Annotated in this window: 16 protein-coding genes; 4 read left to right on the top strand and 12 right to left on the bottom strand. The window is 74.3% G+C overall.

Features of this window, described 5'->3' with window-relative positions; genetic code table 11:
* The first annotated feature begins 198 nt into the window (after positions 1–198).
* The gene (locus ABT238_RS21305; protein ID WP_350775084.1) at positions 199–2109 is read left to right on the top strand and encodes an FUSC family protein; all 1911 of its coding nucleotides are present in this window, start codon (positions 199–201) and stop codon (positions 2107–2109) included.
* Between the two features lie 68 nt (positions 2110–2177).
* Here ABT238_RS21305 and ABT238_RS21300 read toward each other — a convergent pair whose 3' ends face one another.
* From ABT238_RS21300 to rsmI, 7 genes are all read right to left on the bottom strand, one after another.
* The gene (locus tag ABT238_RS21300; protein ID WP_350557950.1) at positions 2178–4019 is read right to left on the bottom strand and encodes an ABC-F family ATP-binding cassette domain-containing protein; all 1842 of its coding nucleotides are present in this window, start codon (positions 4017–4019) and stop codon (positions 2178–2180) included.
* A 136-nt stretch (positions 4020–4155) separates the two neighbouring features.
* A complete protein-coding gene (locus ABT238_RS21295) occupies positions 4156–5091 on the bottom strand; it encodes a 4-(cytidine 5'-diphospho)-2-C-methyl-D-erythritol kinase (protein ID WP_350557953.1) in 936 nt (311 codons plus the stop codon).
* 10 nt (positions 5092–5101) lie between these two features.
* On the bottom strand, positions 5102–5998 hold the full coding sequence (gene rsmA / locus ABT238_RS21290; protein ID WP_350557956.1) for a 16S rRNA (adenine(1518)-N(6)/adenine(1519)-N(6))-dimethyltransferase RsmA: 897 nt from the start codon (positions 5996–5998) through the stop codon (positions 5102–5104).
* Positions 5999–6060: 62 nt separating this feature from the next.
* Positions 6061–6939 carry a TatD family hydrolase gene (locus tag ABT238_RS21285; protein ID WP_350557959.1) on the bottom strand — a complete coding sequence of 293 codons (879 nt, stop codon included), beginning with the start codon at positions 6937–6939 and terminating at the stop codon, positions 6061–6063.
* Between the two features lie 41 nt (positions 6940–6980).
* Positions 6981–8600, bottom strand: a complete 1620-nt coding sequence (metG, locus tag ABT238_RS21280; protein WP_350557962.1) for a methionine--tRNA ligase — start codon at positions 8598–8600, stop codon at positions 6981–6983.
* A 98-nt stretch (positions 8601–8698) separates the two neighbouring features.
* A complete protein-coding gene (locus ABT238_RS21275; protein WP_350557965.1) occupies positions 8699–9148 on the bottom strand; it encodes a hypothetical protein in 450 nt (149 codons plus the stop codon).
* A gap of 304 nt (positions 9149–9452) precedes the next feature.
* The gene (gene rsmI / locus ABT238_RS21270; protein WP_350557968.1) at positions 9453–10307 is read right to left on the bottom strand and encodes a 16S rRNA (cytidine(1402)-2'-O)-methyltransferase; all 855 of its coding nucleotides are present in this window, start codon (positions 10305–10307) and stop codon (positions 9453–9455) included.
* Positions 10308–10413: 106 nt separating this feature from the next.
* On the opposite strand from rsmI, the gene ABT238_RS21265 reads away from it, so the two are divergent.
* On the top strand, positions 10414–12294 hold the full coding sequence (locus ABT238_RS21265) for a dolichyl-phosphate-mannose--protein mannosyltransferase (RefSeq protein WP_350775034.1): 1881 nt from the start codon (positions 10414–10416) through the stop codon (positions 12292–12294).
* Positions 12295–12482: 188 nt separating this feature from the next.
* Positions 12483–14249: a penicillin-binding transpeptidase domain-containing protein gene (locus ABT238_RS21260; protein ID WP_350775016.1), complete on the top strand. Its 1767-nt coding sequence runs from the start codon at positions 12483–12485 to the stop codon at positions 14247–14249.
* A 19-nt stretch (positions 14250–14268) separates the two neighbouring features.
* On the opposite strand, the gene ABT238_RS21255 is transcribed toward ABT238_RS21260, so the two are convergent.
* From ABT238_RS21255 to ABT238_RS21235, 5 genes are all read right to left on the bottom strand, one after another.
* Positions 14269–15693, bottom strand: a complete 1425-nt coding sequence (locus tag ABT238_RS21255; RefSeq protein ID WP_350557977.1) for a glycosyltransferase 87 family protein — start codon at positions 15691–15693, stop codon at positions 14269–14271.
* Positions 15694–15820: 127 nt separating this feature from the next.
* Positions 15821–17308 carry an amino acid permease gene (locus ABT238_RS21250; RefSeq protein ID WP_350557980.1) on the bottom strand — a complete coding sequence of 496 codons (1488 nt, stop codon included), beginning with the start codon at positions 17306–17308 and terminating at the stop codon, positions 15821–15823.
* Positions 17309–17557: 249 nt separating this feature from the next.
* The gene (locus ABT238_RS21245; protein WP_350775481.1) at positions 17558–19018 is read right to left on the bottom strand and encodes a penicillin-binding transpeptidase domain-containing protein; all 1461 of its coding nucleotides are present in this window, start codon (positions 19016–19018) and stop codon (positions 17558–17560) included.
* 53 nt (positions 19019–19071) lie between these two features.
* Entirely contained in the window at positions 19072–20418 is a 1347-nt protein-coding gene (locus ABT238_RS21240) for an FtsW/RodA/SpoVE family cell cycle protein (RefSeq protein WP_350774985.1), read from the bottom strand.
* A 148-nt stretch (positions 20419–20566) separates the two neighbouring features.
* Positions 20567–21079: a DUF1269 domain-containing protein gene (locus ABT238_RS21235; protein WP_350557986.1), complete on the bottom strand. Its 513-nt coding sequence runs from the start codon at positions 21077–21079 to the stop codon at positions 20567–20569.
* Positions 21080–21380: 301 nt separating this feature from the next.
* Here ABT238_RS21235 and ABT238_RS21230 point away from each other — a divergent pair, with 301 nt between their 5' ends.
* Positions 21381–22697 (top strand): VWA domain-containing protein, encoded by a 1317-nt coding sequence (locus ABT238_RS21230; RefSeq protein ID WP_350774965.1) that lies wholly within the window; start codon positions 21381–21383, stop codon positions 22695–22697.

The following is a 22697-nucleotide window of genomic DNA, read 5'->3' as shown; positions in this document are numbered from 1 at the left end:
GTACGCGATCGGTACGAACTTGACACGTGCTCCCCGGCGGAGGCCGGCGAGGGGCCGGTAGAATGGCCCGGTCCGGTTTGCGCCGGACGCGTCCTCATCTGCCGCGCAGCGTCGCACAGCAGCGACCCCGGCCGCCCCTGCCCGCCCGGTCCAGTACCGCCCCGGGCCCGGCGGCCCCGCCGCGGATCGGATGGTCCCGTGAGCCGCAACCCCGCCCCGGACGCCCCCTGGTGGGCGCGTGCCGCGCGCCCGGCGCGGCCGGTGCCGCCCGTCGCCCCGATGGTGCGGGCCGCGCTCGCGATGGCGGTGGCGCTGGCCGCCGGGGTGCTGGTGCACCGGGTGGACCTGGGGGTGTTCGCCGGGCTGGGCGCGATGCACGCCACCATGAACGACCGGGTCGAGCCGGTGCGGCTGCGGGCGAGGCGGATCGCCACCGCCGTGTCCGCCTCGGCGCTGGGGATGCTGCTGGGCACCACCCTCCAGCACCTCCAGGCCGGCGCGCTCGCCCTGGGCGCGGCGCTCACCGTGACGGCGTTCGTCTCCGGGGCGTTGAGCGCGACGGGGCCGCGCGGTTCGGCGGCGGGCCTGCTGCTGCTCGTCTCCGCCGCGCTCGGCAGCGGCATGCCGCTGCCGCACCCGTGGTGGGCGGCGGCACCGATGATGCCGGCGGGCGCCGCGCTGGTCCTGCTGCTCGGCCTGCCGCCGTACGGCCGCCGAACACCCCGCGCCGACCCCGTCGCCCGGGCGCTCGCCGCCGCGTACGACGCGCTCGGCCGGATGCTCGCCGATCTGGGGACGCCGCGGGGCGCGGCCTCCCGCCAGGTGCTGACCGCCCGTCTGAACCAGCTCCAGGACATGCTTCCGCCGCCCCGCCACCCCCACCCCGGCCAGCCGGTGTACCGGGCCGCGCTGGCCGCGACCGAGGCCGCCACCGGACTGCTCTGGGCCTGGCGCCCGGTGCCGCCCGAGGTCGCCGCCGTCCCCGGCCGGCTGGCCCGGGCGGTGGAGCGCGGCGGCGGCGAGGTGGCGGTGCCCGGCTGGGCGCCGGACACGCCGTCCCGGCGGGCCCTGGACGCGGCGCTGCGCGCGGCCGCCGACACCGTGGCGGGCAGGGAGGCGGTGCTCGGCACGGCGCCGGTCCCGCCGCCGGACCCGTGGCGGCTGCGGGTGCGACTGGTGTCGCCCGGCGCGGCCCGGTACGGGGCCCGGCTCGCGCTGTGCATCGCGGTCGGCGCGGCGGTGACGGCCGCGCTGCCGCTGAGCAAGGACTACTGGGTGCCGATGACGATCGCCTTCGTGCTGAAGCCGGACCTCGGCTCGGTGTTCCTGCGCGCGGTGAGCCGCTCGGTCGGGACGGTGCTGGGGGTGGCGGTCACGGCGGCGGTGCTGGCCCCGGCCGTCGGCCCGTGGGCGCTGGTGGCGATCGCCGCGCTCTGCGTGGCCCTGCTGCCGTACGCGACGGCGGCGCACTACGGGCTGAACACCGTCGTGATGACGCCGATGGCACTGGTCCTGCTGCAACTGGGCGGTCAGGACGGGGCCGCCGAGTTCCGGCCGCGGGTGCTGGACACCGTGCTGGCCAGCGCGATCGTGCTGCTGTTCGGCTACCTGCTCTGGCCCGAGCGGCCGCGGCACCGCATCGAGCCGCGCCTGCTGACGGCGACGACGGCGCTCAGGGCCTACCTCGGCTCGGTGGCCCAGCGGGACAGCCCCGAGCCGCACGCCGAGGTGTGGCTGCGCCGCACCGCCTACCGCGCCCTGGCCGACGCCCGCGCGGAGGTGGAGCAGGGCCTGGCCGAGCCGCCGCCGGCCGGCCGGCTTGCCGCCGAGTGGCTTCCGGCCACCGCCGCCCTGGAGCGGCTGAGCGGCGCGGTGGCCGCGTTCGCGGCGCAGCGCCGCTACGGCGGACGGGTGCCGGACCAGGCGGAGGTGGAGCGGGTCGGCCGGGCGCTGGACGAGCTGGCGGCCGCGGCCCGCGCGCACCGTCCGCCGACCCGGGCGGCGGCGCGCCCGACCCGCCCGCACGACCCGACGCGCAGCGCGCTGGGCCGTGCGGCGGACGAGCTGGACACCCTCCTCGCCGGCACCCGCGGCGGAACCCGCCCCTGACGAACGGGCGATCGACGAACGGGCGATCGACGAACGGACGGCGGACGGCGGACGGCGGACGGACCAGGTCAGACCTGCTCGGCCAGCTCCAGCCAGCTCATCTCCAGCTCCTCCTTCTCCTCCCGCACCGCCCGCAGCTGCCCGTCCAGCTCGGCGACCTTGGAGAAGTCGGCGGCGTGCTCGGCGAGCTGGGCGTGCAGCTTGGACTCCTTCTCGTCCAGCTTGGCGATCTGCCGCTCCAGCTTCTGCATCTCCTTCTTGGCCGCCCGCAGGTCCCCGCCGGACAGCGCGGGCGCCCCGGCCTCGGCGTCGGCCGCCGGCGCCGCCGCACCGGAGACGGCGGCAGCGGCCGACGCGGCCGAGGCGGCGGCCGCGGCCATCGCGGTGCGCCGCTCCAGGTACTCGTCGACGCCGTTCGGCAGCATCCGCATCCGCCGGTCGCCGAGCAGCGCGTACGTCACGTCCGTGGTCCGCTCGATGAAGAAGCGGTCGTGGCTGATGACGACCATCGAGCCGGGCCAGCCGTCGAGCAGGTCCTCCAGCTGGTTGAGCGTCTCGATGTCGAGGTCGTTGGTGGGCTCGTCGAGGAACAGCACGTTGGGCTCGTCCATCAGCAGCCGCAGCAGCTGGAGCCGGCGCCGCTCGCCGCCGGACAGGTCGCCGACCGGCGTCCACTGCTTGTCCTTGCCGAAGCCGAACTGCTCGCAGAGCTGGCCGGCGCTCATCTCCCGGCCCTTGCCGAGGTCGACCCGGGAGCGGACCTGCTCGACGGCCTGGAGCACCCGGGTGGCCGGGTCGAGCTCGGCCACCTCCTGCGAGAGGTACGCGAGGCGCACCGTCTTGCCGACCTTGACGACCCCGGACGCGGGCTGGACGTCGCCCTCCGAGGCGTACGCGTCGCGCAGCGCGCGCAGCAGCGAGGTCTTGCCGGCGCCGTTGACGCCGAGCAGGCCGATCCGGTCGCCGGGGCCGAGCTGCCAGGTGACGTTCTCCAGCAGGAGCTTCGGGCCGGCCTTCACCGTGACGCCTTCGAGCTCGAAGACGGTCCGGCCCAGGCGCGCGTTGGCGAACTTCATCAGCTCGCTCTTGTCGCGCGGCTCGGGGACGTCGGCGATGAGCGCGTTGGCGGCCTCGATCCGGTAGCGCGGCTTGGAGGTGCGGGCCGGAGCGCCGCGGCGCAGCCAGGCGAGCTCCTTGCGGGCGAGGTTCTGGCGCTTCTGCTCCTCGGTGGCCTCGATCCGGGAGCGCTCGGCACGCGCGAAGACGTAGTCGGAGTAGCCGCCCTCGTACTCGTGCACCGAGCCGTGCTGGACGTCCCACATCCGGGTGCAGACCTGGTCGAGGAACCAGCGGTCGTGGGTGACGCAGACGAGCGCGGAGCGGCGGTTCTGGAGGTGCCGGGCGAGCCAGGCGATGCCCTCGACGTCGAGGTGGTTGGTGGGCTCGTCGAGCACGATCAGGTCGGGCGAGCCGAGCAGCAGCTTGGCGAGGGCGATCCGGCGGCGCTCACCACCGGAGAGCGGGCCGATGACGGTGTCCAGGCCGTCGGGGAAGCCGGGCAGGTCGAGGCCGCCGAAGAGGCCCTCGATGATGTCGCGGATGCGGGCGTCGCCGAGCCACTCGTGGTCGGCCCGGTCGGCGATGACCTCGTGCCGGATGGTGGCGGCCGGGTCCAGCGAGTCGTGCTGGGTGAGCACGGCCATCTCCACCCCGCCGGCGTGGGTGATCCGGCCTCCGTCGGGATCCTCCAGCTTGGCGAGCATCCGGATCAGGGTGGTCTTGCCGTCGCCGTTGCGTCCGACGACACCGATCCGGTCCCCCTCGCTGACGCCGAGGCTGACTCCGTCCAGAAGGGCGCGGGTGCCGTAGACCTTCGTGACGGACTCGATGGTGGCGAGGTTGACGGCCACGTGTGCTGCGCTCCTGGGTTCGACGGTCCGGGCTCGGGCGGAGCCCGGAGCCTCCCAGCCTAGTGGGCCCGCCCCTGCTCCCGGCGCGCTCGGCCGGTCGGCCCGGAGGGCCGCCGCACCCCGGCCACCGGAGCCGCTACGCCCCGGACAGCACCGCCGCGCCGGGCACCGGCCCGTACGTGGCGTGCGCCGCCCGGCAGGTGCCGGAGGCGCGCAGCGCCGCGGCGACCGCCTCGGCGGCGTCGGCGTCCTTGGCCAGGAAGGCGCAGGTGGGCCCGGAGCCGGAGACCAGCGCCCCGAGCGCGCCGGCCGAGGTGCCGGCCCGCAGCGTGTCGGCCAGGGCGGGCCGCAGCGACAGGGCGGCCGGCTGGAGGTCGTTGGCGAGCGCGGCGGCCAGCGCGACGGCGTCGCCGCCGGCGAGGGCGGCGAGCAGGGCGGGGTCGGCGTCGGGGGTGGGCACCTCGGTGTCGCCGGAGCCGGTGCCGGCCTCCTCGCGCAGGCGGTCGCACTCGCGGAACACGGCGGGGGTGGACAGGCCGCCGTCGGCGACGGCGAAGACCCAGTGGTAGCTGCCGGCGACGGGCAGCGGCTCCAGGATCTCGCCCCGGCCGCGGCCCAGGGCGACGCCGCCGACCAGCGCGAACGGCACGTCCGAGCCGAGTTCGGCGGCCAGCTCCAGCAGCACCTCGGCGGGGGTGTCGAGCCCCCACAGGGCGTCGCAGGCGACCAGTGCCGCCGCGCCGTCGGCGCTGCCGCCGGCCATGCCGCCGGCCACCGGGATGGCCTTGGCGATGCGCAGGTGGACGTCGGGCCCGGCGAGGCCGTGGCGGGCGGCGAGCAGCCGGGCGGCGCGGGCGGCGAGGTTGCTGCCGTCCAGCGGGACGGCGTCGGCGTCCGGTCCGGTGCAGTCGAGCGTGACGCCCGTGCCGGGCTCGCCCGCCGTCGCCGTCACCTCGTCGCCGAGGGCGACCGCGAAGAAGACGTTGGCGAGGTCGTGGAAGCCGTCGGCGCGCAGCCCGCCGACCCCGAGCTGGACGTTGACCTTGGCGGGCACGCGGACCGTGACGCTCACTGGAAGACCCTTACTCCGGCTTGTGCTCGGCGATGGCGGCGAACTGCTCGACGGTGAGCATCTCACCGCGCAGCTTGTGGTCGATCCCGGCGGCGGCGAGCGCCTGCTCGGCCCCGGCGGCGGAGCCGGCCCAGCCGGTCAGCGCGGCCCGCAGGGTCTTGCGGCGCTGGGCGAAGGCGGCGTCGACGACCGCGAACACCTCGTCGCGGCTCGCGGTGGTCTCCGGCGGCTCGCGGCGGACCAGCGAGACCAGCCCGGAGTCCACGTTGGGGGCGGGCCAGAAGACGTTGCGGCCGATGGCCCCGGCCCGCTTCACGTCGGCGTACCAGTTGGCCTTGACCGAGGGGACGCCGTACACCTTGTTGCCGGGCTTGGCGGCGAGCCGGTCGGCGACCTCGCTCTGCACCATGACCAGGGTGCGCTCGATGCTGGGGAAGGTGGCGAGCATGTGCAGCAGCACCGGCACGGCCACGTTGTAGGGCAGGTTGGCGACCAGCGCGGTCGGCGCCGGCCCGGGCAGCTCGGTGACCAGCATGGCGTCGCTGAACACCAGGTCGAACGCCCCGGCCTTCCCGGGCATCCGGGCGGCGACGGTGTCCGGCAGGTGCCGCGCCAGCACCGGGTCGATCTCCACGGCGGTGACGTGCCGGGCGACCTCCAGCAGCGCGAGCGTCAGCGACCCGAGCCCGGGCCCGACCTCGACCACCGCGTCCTGGCCGGTCACCTCCGCGGCCCGGACGATCCGCCGCACGGTGTTGCCGTCGATGACGAAGTTCTGCCCGCGCTGCTTGGTCGGCTTCACGCCGAACGCGTCCGCGAGCGCCCGGATGTCCGCGCCGCCGAGCAAGGGGGTCCCCCCGGCCGAAGGCTGGGGGTGGCTGTCAGGGGTGGGATCGGTGGTGCTCACCCGCCAAGGATACGGGCGCCCGCCCGGCGCGGCCGACGCCCGAGCGGTCCGGCCGCCCCGGCTCAGTACCCGAACGCCCGGGCCGTGTTCTCCGCGATCGCCGTGGCCAGCTCGTCCTCGTGCAGGCCCAGGGTGTCCGCCATCGAGCGGACGGTGACCGGGATCAGGTACGGGGCGTTGGGGCGCCCGCGGTAGGGGTGCGGGGTGAGGAAGGGGGCGTCGGTCTCGACCAGGATCCGGTCGAGCGGGGTGGCGGTGAGGGCGTCGCGCAGCGGCTGATTGGCCTTGAAGGTGACCGGACCGGCGAAGGAGAGGTACCAGCCGTGCTCGGCGCAGACCTTGGCCATCTCGGCGTCGCCGGAGTAGCAGTGGAAGACGGTCCGCTCGGGGGCGCCCTCCTCCAGCAGGACGGCGATGACGTCCTCGTGGGCGTCCCGGTCGTGGATCACCAGGGCCTTGCCGTACCGCTTGGCCATCGCGATGTGGCGGCGGAACGACTCCTTCTGGATCTCCACCCCCTCCGGCCCGGTGCGGAAGTAGTCGAGGCCGGTCTCGCCGACCGCGACGACCTGCGGCAGCGCCGCGAGCGCGGCTATCTCGGCCAGCGCCGCGTCGAGCGCGGCCTGTCCGCCGGGCTCCCGCCGCTGTCCGGACCAGCCGTCCGGGTCGCCGAGGAAGATCCGCGGCGCCTCGTTGGGGTGCAGGGCGACGGCGGCGTGCACCTGCTCGAACCGGGCCGCCAGCTCGGCGGCCCAGCGCGAGCCCGGCACGTCGCAGCCGACCTGGACGACGGTGGCCACCCCGACCGAGGCGGCCTTGGCCAGGCCCTCCTCGGGGGTGCCGGACTGCATGTCCAGATGGGTGTGCGAGTCGGCGACCGCCACCGCCAGCGGGGCGGGCAGCGGCGGCGGGGTGGCCCGGTCGTCGTCCTTCTTCGGCATCAGTCGTCCCTCTGCGGCGTCGGTCTCGTCGGTCCGCGGCCTCAGGAGGCCGGCTTCTCCTCGAGGCGCGGGAACAGGATCTCGCCCTTGGTGACGGTGGCACCGGCGGGCAGCCGGCCCCACTGCGCGGCCTCGGCGACGGTCTGCGCGGCGAGCGCGCCCAGGCCCGCCTCGGCGCCGAGCGAGACCCAGAGCTTCTCGGCGGTGCCCGGCATCACCGGGTTGAGCAGCACGGCGGTGGCCCGCAGCGACTCGGCCGCGGTGTAGAGGATGGTGGCCAGCCGGGCGCGGCCCTCGGCCGAGTCGTCCTTGGCGACCTTCCACGGCTCCTGCTCGGTGAGGTAGCCGTTGACCTGCTTGACGAAGTCGAAGACCGCCGCGAGCCCGCCCGCGAAGTCCAGCTCCTCGCCGATCTTCCGGTCGGCGGCCGCGACCGCCGCCGCGAGGCCCTCCACGACGGCCCGCTCGGCCTCGCCGGGCGCCGCCGCGGCCGGCAGCACGCCGTCGAAGTACTTGCCGACCATGGCCGCCACCCGGGAGGCGAGGTTGCCGAAGTCGTTGGCCAGCTCGGAGGTGTACCGGGCGGTGAAGTCCTCCCAGGAGAACGAGCCGTCGGTGCCGAACGGGATCGCCCGCAGGAAGTAGTAGCGGTACGCGTCCACGCCGAAGTGCGAGGTCAGGTCGGTGGGCGCGATGCCGGTCAGGTTGGACTTGGACATCTTCTCGCCGCCGACCATCAGCCAGCCGTTGGCGACGACCCGCTTCGGCAGCGGCAGGCCCGCGGCCATCAGCATCGCCGGCCAGATCACCGCGTGGAAGCGCAGGATGTCCTTGCCGACCAGGTGCACCGACGCCGGCCACAGCTCGGCGAACCGCTCCGGGTCGGCGCCGTAGCCGGCCGCGGTGATGTAGTTCTGCAGCGCGTCCACCCACACGTACAGGACGTGCTTCTCGTCCCAGGGCAGCGGGACGCCCCAGTCGAAGGTGGAGCGGGAGATGGAGAGGTCCTGCAGGCCCTGCTCGACGAAGCGCAGCACCTCGTTGCGGGCCGACTCGGGGGCGATGAAGCCGGGGTTGTCGGCGTAGAACTCCAGCAGCTTCGGGCCGTACGCGGAGAGCCGGAAGAAGTAGTTCTCCTCCTCCAGCCACTCGACCGGCTTCTTGTGGATCGGGCAGAGCTTCTCGCCCTCGGTGGCGCCGTCGAGCAGCTCGGCGGGGAGCTTGTACTCCTCGCAGCCGACGCAGTACGGGCCGGAGTAGCCGCCCTTGTAGATCTCGCCCTTTTCGTAGAGGTCCTGGACGAACTCCTGCACCCGGGCGGTGTGCCGCTCCTGGGTGGTGCGGACGAAGTCGTCGTTGGCGATCTCCAGGTGCTGCCAGAGCGGCTTCCAGGCCTCCTCGACCAGCTTGTCGCACCACTCCTGCGGGGTGACGCCGTTGGCCTCGGCGGTGCGCAGGATCTTCTGACCGTGCTCGTCGGTGCCGGTCAGGTACCACACCTTCTCGCCGCGCTGGCGGTGCCAGCGGGTCAGCACGTCGCCCGCCACGGTGGTGTACGCGTGGCCGAGGTGGGGGCGGTCGTTGACGTAGTAGATCGGGGTGGTGACGTAGTACGCGGGGACGGTGCCCCCGGTGGTGCTGTGCTCTGCAGTGGCGGCCATGGTCCGAAGCTTAGTCGGGCCCGCGCACCCCGCCGGACGGCGCGGGTCGGCGGCCCGGGGGCCGCCCGGGCCGCCGACCCGTCGCCGTCACCGGGCTCTCAGCCCCGGATCCGCGCCCAGAACCTCGCCCAGCGCCCGCCCGACGGGGCGGTCCGCACCGGCCCGGCCATCGCCGGGGCCCCGGCCGGCTCGGCGTGCGACGGGTACCCGGGGGCGTGCTGCCAGGGCTGGTCGGCGACGGACACCCGGCCCTCCCGCATGATCCGCACGGTGTGGCCGCCGCAGCCCGGGCAGGTCGGCTTGAGCAGCGGCGACGGCACCCGGACTCCGTTGGCGTGGTACTCGAAGACGACGTGCCCGTCGCGGGCCACGTGGTGCTCGATGTCGTACGCCTGCTCCCAGCCGTACCCGCAGCTCAGGCACGCGAAGGAGTAGGCCTCCCGGACGGTCTCGACGGGAGTGTGCGTCCGGCCGGCCGGGCCGGTGCCGCTCGGGCCGGGGTCGCTCAGGGCGTTGCCACCGCGGGGGCTACCGATCGTCTCGCTCATAGCCGTCTCCCAGCGCCCGCCGGGCGCTCGCCCGGCTGGGTCTTTCCATCCCAGGAAATGCCCGCACCGCCCCGGGCGATGCCCGTCTTGTGAAGACTTGGAGGCGGGTTGGGAATCCCTATACGAAAGGGTGGGTCCTGTCCGAGAACCTCGACCGAAGCTTCAGCTCGACGGGTGTTTACCCGGGGCCTTCTCTCCACGGTACGCGCCCTCGCGCCGTGCGGCACATCGCCGACGAACTGTACGTACCCGCAGCTCAGCGGCTTGTCGCGGCCACCTCAAGCCCCTTTCCGGCGGCCCCGCCTCAGCCGCCCGCGGCCGCCTTCTTGGCCGCCACGACCGCGTCGAAGACCTCCCGCTTGGGCACCGACAGTTCGGACGCGACCGCCGCGATCGCCTCCTTGCGGCCCTCGCCGGCCTCCTCCCGGACGGCCACCAGCCGGGCCAGCTCGGCCGGGGTCAGCTCCTGCGGCGCGGCCGGCGGCGCGCCCGCCACGACCACGGTGATCTCGCCCTTGACACCCTCGGCCGCCCAGGCCGCCAGTTCGCCGATCGGCCCGCGCCGGACCTCCTCGTAGGTCTTGGTCAGCTCCCGGCAGACGGCGGCGGGCCGCTCGGGACCGAACGCCCCGGCCATCGCGGCGAGCGCCTCGGCGATCCGGTGCGGCGCCTCGAAGAAGACCATGGTGCGCGGCTCGGCGGCGACCGAGGCCAGCTGCCGGGCCCGGTCGCCGCTCTTGCGCGGCAGGAAGCCCTCGAAGGTGAACCGGTCGACCGGCAGGCCGGACAGCGCCAGCGCGGTGAGCACCGCGGACGGCCCGGGCACCGCGGTCACCTTGACGTCGGCGGCGACCGCGGCGGCCACCAGCCGGTAGCCGGGGTCGGAGACGGACGGCATCCCGGCGTCGGTCACCAGCAGCACCCGCGCGCCGCCGAGCAGCGCCTCGACGAGCTCGGGGGTGCGCCCGACCTCGTTGCCCTCGAAGTAGGAGACCACCCGCCCGGCCGGGGTCACCCCGAGCGCCTGGGTGAGCCGGCGCAGCCGCCGGGTGTCCTCCGCGGCGATCACGTCCGCGGTGGCCAGTTCGGTGAGCAGCCGGGGCGGGGCGTCCGAGACGTCGCCGATGGGGGTGCCTGCCAGTACGAGTACTCCTGTCACGGACCCCATCCTTCCAGCAACCGGCCGCCGGGCGCTTTTGGTGACGATTCGGGCAGCTTCGGTGGGGGCCTCCGCAGGCTCACGATGCGCCCCTACGATGTGGCGGATGAACGGCGACACGGCGGCGCAGACGCCCACTGGTACAGACCACACCCCACGGGGTGACGTCGGCGTGCCGGTCCTGACGGACCAGCCGTCACCCGGGCTCCCCGGGCCCCGCGACCCGGCCGACGGCGGCACCGACGACGGCGGGCCCGGGGGGCCCGCCGGCGACGGCTCCATACCCCCGCCGCGGCGCCCCGCCTGGCTGCGCGGCCTGGGCCGCTTCGGCTACGCGCCGCCGCCGACCGCGCCCCTGGCCGAGCGCCTGGTCCCGCCGATGCCGGACGGTCCGGGCGTCACCCCGAAGCGGGTGCCGCCCTCCCCGCTGCTGCTGCGCCTGGGCCTGTCCCTGCCGGAGCCGCTGTGGTCCTGGCTGGTCCGCTGGTCCGGCTGGCTCGGCCCGCTCGCGGTGGCGCTGTTCGCCGGCCTGCTGCGGTTCGACGGCCTCGGCTCGCCGAACGCGATCATCTTCGACGAGACGTACTACGCCAAGGACGCCTACGCGCTCTGGCACGGCGGCTACGAGATCAGCTGGCCGGAGGGCGCCAACGAGCAGATCATGGCGGGCGGCGCGGTCCCGTACCGGCCGAACCCCTCGTACGTGGTGCACCCGCCGGTCGGCAAGTGGATCATCGGCGCCGGCATCGAGCTGTTCGGGATGAACCCCTTCGGCTGGCGGTTCGCGGTGGCCCTGCTCGGCACCCTCTCGGTGCTGATGGTGGCCCGGATCGCCCGCCGGCTGTTCCGCTCGACCCTGCTGGGCTGCGTGGCGGGCCTGCTGCTCTCGGTGGACGGCCTGCACTTCGTGATGAGCCGCTCCGCGCTGCTGGACCTGGTGGTGATGTTCTGGATCCTCGCCGCCTTCGGCTGCCTGCTGCTGGACCGCGACCACACCCGGGCCCGGATCGCCGCCCGCCTCGAAGCGCGCGGCGGCGTCCCGGACCCGGAGTTCGCCCGCCGGATGAACCTGGGCTGGCGCCCGTACCGGATCGCGGCCGGTGTCTGCGTCGGCCTCACCTGCGCGACCAAGTGGAGCGGCCTGTACGTGGCGGCCGCCTTCGGCCTGCTGACGGTGCTGTGGGACGCGGGCTCGCGCCGGCTGGCCGGCGCCGAGCGCCCCTACCTGTGGACGCTGGTCCGCGACGCGGTGCCCGCCTTCGTCTCGATCGTGGCGGTCTCGGCGGTCGTCTACATCACCTCCTGGTGGGGCTGGTTCGCCAGCAGCACCGTGCCGAACCAGGGCGGCTACGGCCGTGACTGGGCGGTCGGCCGCTCCACCGACTACCCGTGGATCCCGGAGGGCCTGCGCGCGCTCTGGCACTACCACTCGACGGTCTACGACTTCCACACCCACCTGAGCGACCCGCACACCTACCAGTCGAACCCGTGGAGCTGGCTGGTGCTGGGCCGGCCGGTGTCCTTCTTCTACGAGTCCCCGAAGCAGGGGGCGGCCGGCTGCACGGTGAACGAGTGCGCCCGCGAGGTGCTGGGCATCGGCACCCCGCTGCTCTGGTGGACCGGGGTGATCGCCCTGGTCTACTGCCTGTGGCGGTGGGCGGCCCGGCGCGACTGGCGGGCCGGCGCGGTGCTCTGCGGCCTGGCCGCCGGCTACCTGCCCTGGTTCGCCTACCAGCAGCGGACGATCTTCCTCTTCTACGCGGTCTGCTTCGTGCCGTTCCTGGTGCTCGCCGTGACCATGCTGGTGGGCGCGCTGATCGGGCCGCCCGGGGCCTCCCGGGACCGGCGGATCATCGGCGCCGCGGCCGGCGGACTGGTCGTCCTGCTGATCATGTGGAACTTCCTCTTCTTCCATCCCCTGTACACGGGCGAGACGATCCCGATGGAGGACTGGCGCCGCCGGATGTGGTTCAACACCTGGATCTGACCGCGGCCGGCCGGAAGTCACCCGAACGGCGAAGCGTACCGGTGTGGTGTGCGGGACGTACCAGAACCGTCACAAGACCCGGTCCCTTCGCCGGTGCCCGGAGTCCGGCTGCCTAGGCTGGGCTCCGAACGCGCATCCGGCCACCTCCCGGCTGCGGCCGATCGCCTGACCCTTGGGGGAACATCACCATGCGCAATGGCGCGAAGACCGGCATCATCACCGGCGTGGCCGTCGCCATGCTCGCCGCCGGCGGCTACGGGGCGTACAGCCTCGTCGGCGGTTCGGACGACAAGGGCGGGGAGCCCGCCAAGAAGCAGCGCACCGTGGTCGCCGAACCCCCGTCCGCCGAGCAGGCCGCGGCCGGGGCCAAGGACTTCCTGGACGCGTGGGCCGCCGGCGACATCGCCAAGGCGGCCTCGCTGACCGACGACCCGGCGGCCGCGACCACCGCGCTGAACGCGTTCCGGGACCAGGTGAAGCCGAGCGGGCTCACCCTGGCACCGTCCGGCCCGGCCACCCCGGCGGCCTTCGCCTCGGCGACCGGCACCCCCTCCCCCGCCAAGAGCCCCGGCGCGACCCCCGCCACCACCGCGGCGGCCCCGGGCGCCGCCGACTCGGCCTCCCCCTCGGCGTCCGCCGCGCCGACCGGGGTGCTGATGGGCTTCAAGGCCCGCGCCGAGTTCGAGGGCACCAACCGGGTCTGGGACTACAACGGCTTCCTCGGCGTCGTGAAGATGAGCGACGACACCCCGGCCGTGCACTGGGCCCCGACGGTGATCCACCCGCACCTGGCCGCGGGCGAGACGATCTCCGTCCAGCCGCTGCCCCCGCTGGCGGGCAACGTGGTGGACCGCAACAACAAGGCGCTGAACAGCCCCTCGATCACCCCGCTGATCCCCACCCTGCAGGCCAAGGTCGCCAAGCTGCTCGCGGACCAGAACAAGGACCAGAACGACAACGGCACCGGCGTGGTGATCACCAACCCGGCCGACCAGAACAGCGTCCCGGACCGGCTGTTCACCATCGTCGACCCGAAGCCCCCGAAGCCGTTCAAGCTGACCATCGACGCCAACCTGCAGGCCGCCGCCGAGAAGGCGATGACCGACCTGGGCGGCAAGAAGGGCTCGATCGTCGCCATCGAGCCGAGCACCGGCCAGGTCCTGGCCTTCGCCAACGCGCCGGTCACCGGCCTGAACCGGGCCTTCCAGGGCCAGCTCGCCCCGGGCTCCACGCTGAAGATCCTCACCTCCACCGCCCTGCTGGAGGCCGGCGTCAACCCGGACACCCCGGTGCCCTGCCCGACCCTGAGCAGCAACCCGAAGAAGATCCCGAACTCCTTCCCGGACGCGTACCCGAACAACACGCTCCAGCAGGACTTCATGATCTCCTGCAACACCGCGTTCATCGACCAGGGTCTGACCAGCCTCAAGCCGGGCGCGCTGACCACCACCGCCAAGGACGTCTACGGCATCGGCCTGAACTGGCAGACCGGCCTGCCCAGCTTCGACGCGGTGGTGCCGGACGCCGGCACCAACAAGGACGAGCAGGCCATGCAGTCGATCGGCCAGGGCAAGGTCCAGATGAACCCGCTGGCCATCGCCTCGATCACGGCCACCGTGCAGAGCGGCACCTTCAAGCAGCCGATCCTGGTCGCCGAACTGCCGCAGCAGAAGGCCGCCCGCGACATGACCCCGGACGTCGACGCGAAGCTGAAGGCCATGATGGCCGCCACCGCCACCGGCGGCACCGCCAAGGACGTGATGGCCGGGATCTCCGACAACGCGGGCGCCAAGACCGGCTCCGCCGAGGCCACCGGCATCGCCACCACCAACAGCTGGTTCACCGCCTACCGGGGCAACCTCGCGGTCGCCGCCGAGGTCGAGGGCGGCGGCCACGGCGTGGACGCCGCCGGTCCCGCCGTCGCCTCGCTCATCAAGACCGCCGGCAACCGCTGACGCCCCCGCCGGGCCCGCCCTACCGCGCCGCCGGCAGGGCGGGCTCGGCGTTCGCCAGCAGGCAGGCCGCCGGGACCGGCGGGCGGGCGCTCCACCGCCGGGCGGCCAGCCGGGGCCAGATCACCAGCACGGCCGGCAGCGCCAGATAGCCGAACCGGCCGGCCGGGGCCAGCGTGAAGGCGATCGCGAGACCGGCGGCCAGCAGGTCCGCGGCGCCGATCGCGGAGACCGGCGGCGAGGCGAGCAGCCAGACCGCCACCCCGAGCCCGCCGACCGTCAGCAGCACCAGCGAGGCGGTGTGCCCGGTGGGCCCGAACCCGGCCAGCACCTTGCCGGGCAGCGGGCTGCCGGCCGGCGTCTGGATCGCGGCCAGTCCGAGCGGGAAGCGCACCACCTGATCGCGCAGTTCCTCGGCCCGCGCCAGGGCGTACGGCACCATGACGGCGGACGCCGCGCCGAGCGCGGTCAGCCCGGCCCGGGCGGCCGGCCGTCGGCCGTAGAGCCGCCAGAGCAGCAGCACGGCCACCGGCAGCGCCGGCCAGACCGTCCACTTCAGGGTTCCGGCCAGGGCCAGCACCAGCCCGGCGGCGATGGTCCGGTCCCGTTCGGCCAGCGCCATGGCCAGGCAGCACAGCCCGATCAGCGGCAGGTCCACCCCGCCGCCGACCAGCGCCAGCGCGACCAGCGGCGAGGCGGTGAGCACGGCCAGCGGCAGCAGCGGCGCGCGGTCCCGGCTGGGCCGCAGCAGCCGCCAGCTCGCCAGCAGGCAGGCCACGAAGGCCAGCGCGAACCAGATCCGGGCGTCCCCGGCCAGCCGGGCGAGGGCGCTGCCCTCGCCGAGGAGGGTGTGCGGCACTCCGAACAGCGACATCGCCGGCAGGTACGGGTTGTAGTCGGTGACCACCACCGGGTCCGGCAGGTACGGGCTGCCGGTGGTGAACAGCAGGTGCGCCGAGCGCTCGACCACCATCACCTCGGACTGGTGGCGGCCCTGCAGCACCAGGACCACCAGCGGCACCAGCACGGCGCCCAGCAGCGCGGCCGCCGCCCCCGCCCGGGCGGCGAGGCGGCGCGGCAGGACCACGCAGAACAGACCGGCGAGCAGGTAGGCGGGGGCCGCGAGGGTGCCCCAGAGCCGCTGGTTGGGCAGGTCGGAGACGAGCGGGAAGCCGGCCGCCCAGCCGGCGGCGGCCAGACAGCCGAGCAGCTGGACGCCGCGGTGCGCGACGAGGCCGCCCCGGTTCGGCCGGCCGGCCGGGAGCGGCGGGCCGCTCCCGCCGCGCTGGTGGGGGAACGGCCGACGGGCCGGGCGGCCGCGCAGCCGGCCGGGTCCGGCGGACGGAGCGTCCGGGGGAACGGCCGGGGCGGGCGTCGTCGGGGTCGCGCCCCGGCCGGTGAAGCGGCCGCGCGGGCGGGAGTGGCCGGGCGTGCGGGTGCTCACCATGGTGGAAGGTTAGGGCCGGGGGCGGTGCGCTGTCGCCATGTCGACGGCGGGAGTGTCCGCCGACACGGACGGGGCCGCCGGGGGGTGCGAGTCCCTTGGGCGGCCCCGTCGGCGGCGCACCGCCGGCTCAGCCGACCCTGCTGCCGGACTCGGCCTCCTGGTCCGCCCGCTCCAGCCTGGAGTTCTTGACGCTGTAGCCGAAGTAGACCACCACCGCGAGCACCAGGGCGATCGCGCCCGCCACGAAGGTGTCCTTGTGCAGACCGGTGATCAGGTAGACGCAGAAGCCGACGCTGATCAGCGGGACGACCGGGTAACCCGGCACCTTGAAGCCGCGCGGCAGGTCGGGCTGGGTGCGGCGCAGCACGATCACGCCGATCGCCACGACCGAGAAGGCGATCAGGGTGCCCAGGCTGGTGATGTCGGCCAGCACCCGCAGCGGGACGAAGGCGGCCAGCGCGCCGACCCCGAGACCGACCACGATGGTGTTCCAGACCGGGGTGCCGGAGCGCGGCGAGAGCTCCGCGAAGCGCTTGGGCAGCATGCCGTCGCGGCCCATCGAGTACAGGATGCGGGTCTGGCCGTAGATGACCACCAGGGTGATCGAGAAGATCGAGACGATCGCGCCGACCGCGAAGAGCATGGCCGGCCAGCTCTGCCCGGTGATGTCCTGGAGGATCTGGGCGAGCCCGGCCTCCTGGCCCTCGAACTTCTGCCACGGCTGGGCGCCGATGCCCGCGAGGGCCACCAGGATGTACAGCAGGGTGACCACGATCAGCGAGATGATGATCGCCATCGGCAGGGTGCGCCGGGGGTTCTTGACCTCCTCACCGGCGGTGGACACGGCGTCCAGGCCGATGAAGGAGAAGAAGATGCTGGAGGCGGCGACCTGGACGCCGCCGATGCCCAGCGGCATGAACGGGGTCAGGTTGCCGGAGTGGAAGCCGGTCAGCGCGACGCCGATGAAGAGCAGCAGGATCAGGATCTTGATGGCCACCATGGCCGTGTTGACCTTGACCGACTCGCTGACGCCGCGGATCAGCAGGAAGCAGACCATGGCGACCAGCAGCAGCGCCGGCAGGTTGAACCAATGGGTTTCGTCGGGCGCGCCGGTGAGCACCTCGGGGAGCTGGAAGCCGAAGGCCAGGTCGAAGAACTTGTTGAGGTACTCGGCCCAGCTGACCGCGATGGCGGAGGCCGAGACGCCGTACTCCATCAGCAGGCAGATGCCGACGGCGAAGGCGACGCCCTCGCCGAGGGTGGCGTAGGCGTAGGAGTAGGAGGACCCGGAGACCGGGATCGCGGAGGCCATCTCGGCGTAGCAGAGCGCGGTGAGGCCGGCGGTGACCGCGGCGATCACGAAGGACAGGATGACCGCCGGGCCGGCCGACGGCACGGCGCTGTTCAGCACGAAGAAGATGCCGGTGCCGATGGTGGCGCCGATGCCGATCGCGGACAGCTGCCACAGGCCGATCGAACGGCGCAGGTGGATGCCGGAACGTCCGCCCTCCTCGGGCGCACCGGCGGGCAGGCCCTCGCGGCCCTCGCTCTCGGCGATCAGGGTGGTGACGGGCTTGCGCCGGGTGAGGCGAGCGCCGAGCGTGTTGCTGGCCAAAACGGGGTCTTTCTAGGCGGGGGAGGGTTCCTAGCGGCCGGTCACTCGACGCGCCGAAGGGTGTCATCGGGGGACCAACCGAACAAAGATGGGACAGTACCCCGCGAAAGCACCAGTGTCGCAAACGAACAGTCCCGCCGCGCGCCTTGTACGAACCGTCGCACGGGCCGGTACAAACCGGACACTTCGCAGACGGCGGATCGGTCACCGAGCGGCTAGAGCGGCAGGTCAGCGGGGCTGGTAAGGGGCTCAACCGGCGAGTACCGCCTGCATCACCGCACGGGCCACCGGGGCCGCCGGCCCGCCGCCCGTCACCTCGGTGGCGTCGCTGTCCGCGATCACCACGGCGACCGCCACCGGCGGCACCGCGTCCGAGCCGGCCGGGGCGGCCCAGGCGATGAACCAGGCGTACGGCGTCCCGCTGTTGTCCACCCCGTGCTGGGCGGTGCCGGTCTTGCCGCCGACCACCGCGCCCGGGATCCGGGCGGCGCGCCCGGTGCCGTTCTCCACCGCGTTGGTCATCAGCCGCCGCACCTGCCCGGCGGTGCCGGGGCTGACCGCCTGCCGGTGGACGGCGGGCCGCATCAGCTGCACCGCGGTGCCGTCGCTCCGGGTCAGCCTGTCCACAAGCTGTGGACGCATCACCGTGCCGTTGTTGGCCACCCCCGCGGCGACCATGGCCATCACCAGCGGGGTGGCCGCGGTGTCGAACTGGCCGATCGAGGAGAGCGCCAGCTGCGCCTCGTCCATCCGGGTGTCGAAGACGGAGCGGGCCACCCGCACCGGGGTGTCCAGCCGGGAGTCGTTGAAGCCGAACGCCTCCGCCGTCGCGACCATCCGCTCCAGGCCGACCTGCACCCCGAGGTAGCCGAGCACGCTGTTGCAGCTGAGCGTCATCGCGGTGTCCAGCGACTGGCCGGGCTCGTCGCAGGCCCGGGTGTCGTTGACCAGCGGAGTGCCGGTGCCCGGCAGCAGGTAGGGGTACGGCGCGCCGGTCGGCGCCTCGACGTCGGTGACCACCCCGCTCTCCAGCGCCGCCGCCGCGGTGACCACCTTGAAGGTGGAGCCGGGCGGGTAGGTCTGGCGCAGCGCCCGGTTGAGCAGCGGCTGGCCGGGGTCGGTCCGCAGCCGGTTCCAGGCCTCCTGGTCGCTGGCGGAGGTGCCGGCGAAGCTCCCGGGGTCGTAGGAGGGGGTGGAGGCCAGCGCCAGGATCCGCCCGGTGGCCGGCTCGATGGCCGCGACCCCGCCCTGCCGGCCGCCGAGGCCGCGCACCGCCGCCTCCTGGGCGGCCCGGTCGATGGTGGTGTGGACGTCCCCGCCGGGGTTGCGCCGCCGGGCGACCGCGTCCCACACCGCCCAGCCCGACAGCCGGGGGTCGGTGCCGGAGAGCAGCGCGTCCTCGGTGCCCTCCAGCTGGCTGTTGCCGTAGGTCTGCGAGGCGTAGCCGGTGACCGCGGCGAACAGCGGCCCGTCGGTGTAGGTGCGCTTGAAGTCGAACCGCCCACCGGTGGCCCGCGAGCCGGTGACGCTGTCGCCGCCCACCCGGATGCTGCCGCGCGGCTGCGAGTAGCGCTCGATGACCGGCCGCTGGTTGGCGCTGTTGCGGTTGAGCTCGTCGGCCCGGAACACCTGCACCCGGGTGGCCTGGGCGCACAGCGCCACGATCAGCAGCAGGCAGAAGGTGCCGGCCCGGCGCCCGGTGACGGAGATCCCCGGCAGCCCCTGCGGCCCGTCGCCCGGCCGCCCGCCCCCGCGCCGCCGGCTCACCGCCGCTCCCCCGGGGCCGGCCGCCGGGCGGCATCGCTCATCCGGATCAGCAGCGCGACGATGATCCAGTTGGTCACCACCGAGGAGCCTCCCTGGGCGACGAACGGCAGGGTCATCCCGGTCAGCGGGATGAGGGCCAGCACCCCGCCCGCGACCACGAACACCTGGAGGCCGACGAGCGCCGCCAGCCCGATCGCCAGCAGCCGCCCGAACGGGTCGCGCAGCGCGATCCCGGTCCGGAACCCGCGCGAGACCAGCAGCGCGTAGAGCAGGAACACCGCGAACAGGCCGGTCAGCCCGAGCTCCTCGCCGAGGGTGGCGAGGATGAAGTCGGACTTGGCGGCGAAGCCGATCAGCGCCGAGTGCCCGTTGCCCAGCCCGGTGCCCAGCTCACCGCCCCAGGCGAAGGCGAACAGCGACTGGGCGATCTGGTTGGCCCCGTGCCCCTCGGTGATCGAGCCGAGCGGGTCCAGCCAGTCCTCGACCCGGCTGTGCACGTGCGGCGAGAGCCATCCCACCCCGACCGCGGCCACCGCGGCCAGGAACAGCCCGATCGCGATCCAGCCGGTCCGCGCGGTGGCCACGTACAGCATCACCACGAAGAGGCCGAAGAACAGCAGCGAGGTGCCGAGGTCGGTCTCCAGCACCAGCACCCCGACGAAGGCCGCCCAGATCACCAGGACCGGCGCCAGCACCCGTCCGGGCGGCAGCCGCAGGCGCCCGCCGCGGCTGGGCCGCACCCGGCGCCCGGTGAGCGCCAGCGCGTCCCGGTGCACGGCCAGGTAGGCGGCGAAGAACACCGCCAGCAGGACCTTGGCGAACTCCCCCGGCTGGAGGGAGAGCGGCCCGACGGTGATCCAGATCCGCGAGCCGTACACCGGCGGGAAGAAGATCGGCAGCACCAGCAGGACGAGGGCCGCCAGCGCCCCGACGTAGGCGTACCGCTGCAGCCGCTTGTGGTCCCGCAGCAGGAGCAGCACCAGGACGAACAGGCCCACCCCGAGGCTGGACCAGAGCAGCTGGGTGGGCGCCGCGCTGCCCGGGGTGACCCGGTCCAGCCGGTAGATGGCGACCAGGCCGACGCCGTTCAGCAGCAGCGCGATCGGTAACGGCAGCGGGTCCGCGTACGGCGCCTTCCAGCGGACCGTGCCGTGCGCCAGCAGCGCCAGCACGCCGAGCGCGGCGCCGTACTGGCCCGCGTCGGCGGGCACCTCGGCGTCGATGGTCAGGCCCACCGCGGCGTAGCCGAGCACGGCGATCAGCACGGCGGCGAGGACGAGCGCGAGCTCGGTGTTGCGCCGGGTCGGCACGCTCCGGCGCGGCCGGCCGGCGGTTCTCGTCACGGCGGAGGGTGTCGCCACGGACCGTCCAGGAGGTCGGGGCCGCGGGGGCACCGCCGGAGTGACGGCCGGGGCGGACGGGCGGCGGGCCCGTCCGCCCCGGCGTGAGCGGCTGTTCCGGCGGGATCCGCGGGCCGGACGGAGGAGAGGGTCAGGCGGAGGCCGGGGCGGTGTGCGCCCGGGCGGCCTCGATGGTCGCCTTGAGGTCGGCCTCGGCCTCGGCGGAGAGCGAGGTCTGGATGATCTGGCCGCCGTGGCGGGCCAGCGCCGGGACGACCTTGTCCGCGGTGGCCGTGCGGACCAGCAGGAACACCGCGGCGGTGCCCGGCCGCAGGTGCTCGCCGACCTGGCGCATGAAGTCGTCGTCCACCCCGATGTCGGTGGTGGCGCCGACCGCGGCCCCGGCCGCGCCGCCGACCGCCGCGCCGACGAACGGCATGAAGAACAGCAGGCCGATCACCCCGCCCCACAGGGCGCCCGAGGCGGCGCCCGCCCCGGTGGTGCTGACCTGCTGGTGCAGCTTGATCTTCCCGTCCTCGCGGCGCTCGACGACGACCGCGTCCTCCAGCTCGATCAGCATCTGCTTCTGCAGCCCGACCGCCTCGTTGCGCACCGCCTGGGCGGTGGCCAGATCCGGATAGGCGATCGCGAAGAGGTTGCTCACGTGCGGGTCCTTCCCCTGAAGCGGACGTACCGACCGGGGCGGGCGCCGGTGCGACGGCGCCCTCGCCCCGTTCGTCACCCTAACGAGCAAAATCCATATCAATAGACTTTTCACCCGGTGTGTCCGGTATTGCCCGGCCCTCCGCCACCACCGGGGCCGCCACCGGGCCGCGCGACCGGCGCACCCCGGAGCACCCCCGCACCGATCGCCCACCAGCGCCCGCGAGTTCGCGCCGGGGCCCGCCCGCCCGCGCACCATCGCACGTTGGCCACGGGGAACTGATGATCCCTAGGATCGGCGGGTGATTACCGGACGACGACCGAAGGCCAGGCTCGGCAGCCTGCTGGCCGCCCTGGCGATAACGGGCGGGGCGCTGCTCAGCGGCCTGCCCGCCCATGCCGACGAACCATCAGCCGGCGCTGCCGGCAAGGAAGCCCCCCGGGTCGACCTCGTCCTGGACGTCAGCGGCTCCATGCGGGCCACCGACATCCAGGGAAAGAGCCGCATCGCGGTGGCCCAGCAGTCCCTGAACGACGTCATCGACGCCCTGCCGGCGGAGACCGAGTTCGGCATCCGCACGCTGGGCGCCAACTACCCCGGCGACGACAAGGTCCAGGGCTGCCTGGACACCAAGCAGCTCTTCCCGGTCGGGAAGACCGACAAGACCGAGGCCAAGACCGCCGTCGCGACCCTGCGCCCGACCGGCTGGACCCCGATCGGCCTGGCCCTGCGCGGCGCCGCCCAGGACCTCGGCAAGGGCGAGACCACCCGCCGGGTGGTGCTGATCACCGACGGCGAGGACTCCTGCGCCCCGCCGGACCCGTGCGACGTGGCCCGCGAGCTGGCCTCCCAGGGCATCCACCTGGTGGTCGACACCCTGGGCCTGGCGCACGACGACAAGACCCGCCAGCAGCTGCTCTGCATCGCCAACGCCACCGGCGGCACCTACACCGACGTGCGCACCCAGGAGCAGCTCACCGAGAAGGTGAAGCAGCTGGTCGACCGCTCCAACGACACCTACACGGTCACCCCGGTCAAGACCGCCGGCACCGACAAGTGCGAGTCCGCGCCGGTCCTCGCCCCCGGCGTCTACAGCGACCGCGAGAAGTTCTCCGAGCACCGCGTCTACCGCGTCCCGGTCAAGGCCGGCCAGGAGCTGCGCGCCTCGGTCAGCGTCTCCCTGGACCGCGCGGTGGCCCGCGACTACGGCGTCCTGCTGCAGGCCACCAGCGCCACCGGCCAGGAGCTGGTCCGCGGCACCGACGCCGGCAGCAGCCGCACCGACGTCGTCTCCACCGGCCTGCGCTGGTCCGCCGACGCCTCCAAGGGCTACGCCACCGCGACCGCCTCCGCCTCGCCGAGCGGCAGGCCGGAGACCACCGTCTGCCTGGTGGTCTCCAACTCGCTGGCCCCACAGCCCGGCGTCGCGGCCGACCCCGGCCTGCCGCTGGAGCTGACGGTCGACCTGACCGCCGCCTCCCCCGCCCCGGACGGCCCGGCGATGGGCCTGGGCCGCGGCTGGATCCTGCTGCTCGTGCTCACCCTGGCGGGCCTGGTGACCGGCCTGCTGTTCGGCTGGATCGCCCGCTGGCGCATCGCTGTCTGGCAGGAGAACTGA

Source organism: Kitasatospora sp. NPDC001527, assembly GCF_040298605.1.
Classification (GTDB): Bacteria; Actinomycetota; Actinomycetes; order Streptomycetales; family Streptomycetaceae; genus Kitasatospora.
The sequence above is the reverse complement of the archived record's forward strand: the minus strand, read 5'-3'. Positions and strand labels throughout refer to the sequence as shown.

What these genes read in the sequence shown, in the direction of transcription:
- ABT238_RS21265 (WP_350775034.1), top strand. Translation starts at nt 10,414, where the DNA reads ATGAACGGCGACACGGCGGCGCAGACGCCCACTGGTACAGACCACACC.
- ABT238_RS21285 (WP_350557959.1), bottom strand. Translation starts at nt 6,939, where the DNA reads ATGCCGAAGAAGGACGACGACCGGGCCACCCCGCCGCCGCTGCCCGCC.
- ABT238_RS21255 (WP_350557977.1), bottom strand. Translation starts at nt 15,693, where the DNA reads ATGGTGAGCACCCGCACGCCCGGCCACTCCCGCCCGCGCGGCCGCTTC.
- ABT238_RS21275 (WP_350557965.1), bottom strand. Translation starts at nt 9,148, where the DNA reads ATGAGCGAGACGATCGGTAGCCCCCGCGGTGGCAACGCCCTGAGCGAC.
- metG (WP_350557962.1), bottom strand. Translation starts at nt 8,600, where the DNA reads ATGGCCGCCACTGCAGAGCACAGCACCACCGGGGGCACCGTCCCCGCG.
- ABT238_RS21260 (WP_350775016.1), top strand. Translation starts at nt 12,483, where the DNA reads ATGCGCAATGGCGCGAAGACCGGCATCATCACCGGCGTGGCCGTCGCC.